The organism is Cellulomonas iranensis NBRC 101100 = JCM 18110 (assembly GCF_001552375.1).
In the GTDB taxonomy this organism is placed as follows: Bacteria; Actinomycetota; Actinomycetes; order Actinomycetales; family Cellulomonadaceae; genus Cellulomonas; species Cellulomonas iranensis.
In genome coordinates this window covers 1-3,022 of sequence record NZ_BCRB01000167.1, presented here as the reverse complement: position 1 = coordinate 3,022, position 3,022 = coordinate 1, and the positions used below count along the sequence as shown (strand labels likewise).

The window sequence follows — 3,022 nt, the reverse complement described above, 5'->3', positions numbered from 1 at the left end:
GCCGGTGCGGCGTGCGCCGGGGTCGGCGCCGGGGCGTCGCCGCCGGCGTCGTGGCCCGGCCAGGGCGCCGGCGGCCGCTCGGGCCCGGGAGCGGGCGTGGCCGGGGGGTACGGCGTCTCGTCGGTCACGGTCGGTGTACCTCGCTCTCCAGGTGGTGCAGGTCGTCGGCGAGCCGCAGCAGGGCCGCGTCGTCGGTCGGGGGCGGGCCGTACAGCAGCGTCTCGACACCGCGCGCGTCGCGCCCGGTGGCCCGCACGAGCGCGTCGATCAGGGTGGGGGCGTCCGCCGAGCGCGGCAGGCCGAGCCGGTGCGCGACCCGCGCCGCCGTGCCCGCGCGCAGCGCCGCTCCCGCGTGGCCGTGCGCGCGCGCCCGGCGGTACAGGCGCCCGCGCCCGCGCGTCGTCTCGGCCGAGCGCACGACGACCGGCAGCGGTTCGGCCACGACCGCGCCCAGCCGTCGTCCGCGCCACACCACCGTGACGGCCAGCACGAGCAGCAGCCACGCGAGGACCGGCCCCACCCACGGCACGAGGTCCGTGAGCGAGGCGCCGGCCGCGCCGTCGGGCACGAGACCGGCGTCGTCGAGGCTCGGGACGTACCAGACGAGTCGGTCCGTGCGTCCGAGCATGCGCAGCACGAGCGCCGCGTTGCCCTCGTCGGCGAGCGCCTCGTTGGTGAGCGGCTCCATGTCCGCGAGGGCCACGAGCCGCCGGCCGTCCTGCTCGACCACCACGTACGCGCCGTCGCCGGCGCCCGGCGACGACGGGAAGCACAGCACCGCGGAGCCGGTGACGTCCTCGTAGCCGCCGGCGGCGGTGATCGTGCCCGCGGCCGTCGCGTCGGGGTCGTCGCACGTGGCCGGCCGGGCGGCCCGGGGCGCTGCGGCGCCGGTCGCGACGACGTCGGGGGCGAGCGAGGTGAGCGCCCACCCGGCGTCGACCAGCACGAGGTCGTTGTCGAGCGCCGCGAGCGCGTCGACCTGCTGCGCCGACAGCCACTGGTCGCCGACCACGAGGACGGTGCCGCCCGACGCGGCCGCGCCGACGGCCGCGCGCGTGGTCGTCACGTACCGCACGTCGACGCCCTGCCGCTCGAGGACGCGGGCCGCCGCGCGCGCACCGGACGCGGTCGGGTTGTCGGGTGCGCCGGGCGTCGTGCTCGTCGGGGGCGAGGGCAGGGCCAGCACGAGCGCGCCGACGACCGCGACCGCGAGCACGACGAGCCACGGGCGCCACCGGCGCCAGCGCTCGGCGCCGCGGCTGCGCGCGGTCGAGCCGTCGCCCAGCACCTCGCCGGTGGTGAGGCCGGGGAGCGTCGTCGGGGGCGCGCTCACGCGTCCACCGCCACCGGGCGGGCCGCGGCGACGGCCGTGTCGAGCGCACGCATCGTGGCGTCGTCCTCGGCGGTGGCCGGCCGCTCGCCGTACACGACGTCGTCGAAGAGGTCGCCGCCGCGGGCCAGCGCCGCGGCGTGCGCGGGCAGCGCCGCACCCGCGTCCCGCGCGGCGGCGTGCGCCGTACGCCCCGGACGCTCGTCGAGCAGGGCGCGCTCCTCGAGCCCGCGGACCACGGCGCGGTAGCGGTCCGCCACGGCCGCGGACCACGCGCCCTCGCGCGCCGCCGCGTCGGCCGCCGCCCGCAGCTCGTCGGCCGTGCGGCGGTCGTCACCGCGTCGCAGCGGTGCGCTGCGACGCCGCGCGGCGCGGCGCACGGGCCCCGCGACGCGCAGCGCGACGAGCACCACGACGAGGACCACCACCGTGACGACCAGCAACCACGTCCCGCCCGACATGCCGATCGAGGGCAGCTGCTCGAGCTGCTCCCGGATCCAGCCGATCACGCGCTCGAGCAGCGACTGCCGCTGGTGGTAGACGGGGTCGAGCAGCTCCTGACGCGCCCAGCCGCGCGCGGTGGCGGCGTCGGGCTCGACCGGGACGCCGAGCCTCATGCGGTGCCGACCCGACGTCGCGCCCGCCGCGGGGCCTCCCGTGTCACGCGTCCGCCGTCGCCGCGCGCGCGAGCTCGAGGTCCAGGCCCTCGCGGCGGATCCGCACGTCGACGTAGAGCAGCGCGACCACGGCCGCCATGAACGTGGTCGACAGCGTCATGCCGACGATCTGACCGAGCGCGGTGACCAGCACCAGGACCGCCTGCGAGCCCGTCGCCGCGGACACCAGGCCCGCCACGACGCCCGCCGGCAGGACGAACAGGTACATGAGGACGGACACCAGGACGCTTGCCAGCAGGTAGATGCCGAGCAGGCGCCAGAACGAGCCCCGCGTGAGCCGCCACGCGCGCGCGACGGTCGGCCAGAAGCGGCGGCCCTCGAGCATGAGGGCGGGCGGCACCAGCAGCGTGCGGGCCGTCACCCAGACCGTCCCGACGGCGAGCGCGAGACCGCCCACGAGCGTGAGGAGCACGGCACCGCCGGGGGTGCCGGCGGCGGCGAGGCCCACGACCCCGCCGATCCACAGCCCGACCGCGACGACCGACGCGAGCAGCTGCAGCAGCCCGAAGCCGACGACCAGCCACACGCGCCGCGAGCGGGTCACCTCGCGCAGCGCGACCCGCTGCCCGATCACCGAGCGGCTGACCGACACGATCAGCAGACCCGTCAGGACGGAGGTCACCGGGACCAGCAGGGGGGCCGTCAGCGCGGCGCCGGTGTTGGTCGAGAGCATCTCGGACAGCGCCGCGGACTCCGCGGGCGTCACGCCGTCCATCCGGAACGCGTCGCCGATCGCGCCGCTCAGCAGGCCGGTCACGTACAGCTGCACGACGGTCTGGATCGCGACGGCCACCGTGACGACGACCGCCGAGAGCCCGAACATCACCGACGGGTTCGCGCGCACCGCACGCACCGCGCCGTCGAGGATCTCGCCGAGGCCCAGGGGGCGCAGCGGGACGATGCCGGGCTGCAGCGAGGGCGCGCGCCACCCCGTGGGCCCCGCGCCGCCCGGTGCACCGCCTTGCCAGCCGGGACCGGCCGGGGGCGGCGCCGCGCCCCAGGCGGGCGGCGTCGG

General features: G+C 78.4%; 3 protein-coding genes. All 3 read right to left on the bottom strand.

Going from position 1 to position 3,022, the window contains the following annotated elements:
• Positions 1-124 precede the first annotated feature (124 nt).
• On the bottom strand, positions 125-1,333 hold the full coding sequence (locus CS2_RS18035) for a DUF4350 domain-containing protein (RefSeq protein WP_070320997.1): 1,209 nt from the start codon (positions 1,331-1,333) through the stop codon (positions 125-127).
• Positions 1,330-1,947, bottom strand: a complete 618-nt coding sequence (locus CS2_RS18030; protein WP_046528749.1) for a DUF4129 domain-containing protein — start codon at positions 1,945-1,947, stop codon at positions 1,330-1,332. The genes CS2_RS18035 and CS2_RS18030 overlap by 4 nt, the downstream gene beginning before the upstream one ends.
• A 43-nt stretch (positions 1,948-1,990) precedes the next feature.
• Positions 1,991-3,022 (bottom strand): hypothetical protein (locus CS2_RS18025; protein WP_070320996.1); only part of this gene is annotated, 1,032 nt, incomplete at its 5' end.

What these genes read in the sequence shown, in the direction of transcription:
- CS2_RS18030 (WP_046528749.1), bottom strand. Translation starts at nt 1,947, where the DNA reads ATGAGGCTCGGCGTCCCGGTCGAGCCCGACGCCGCCACCGCGCGCGGC.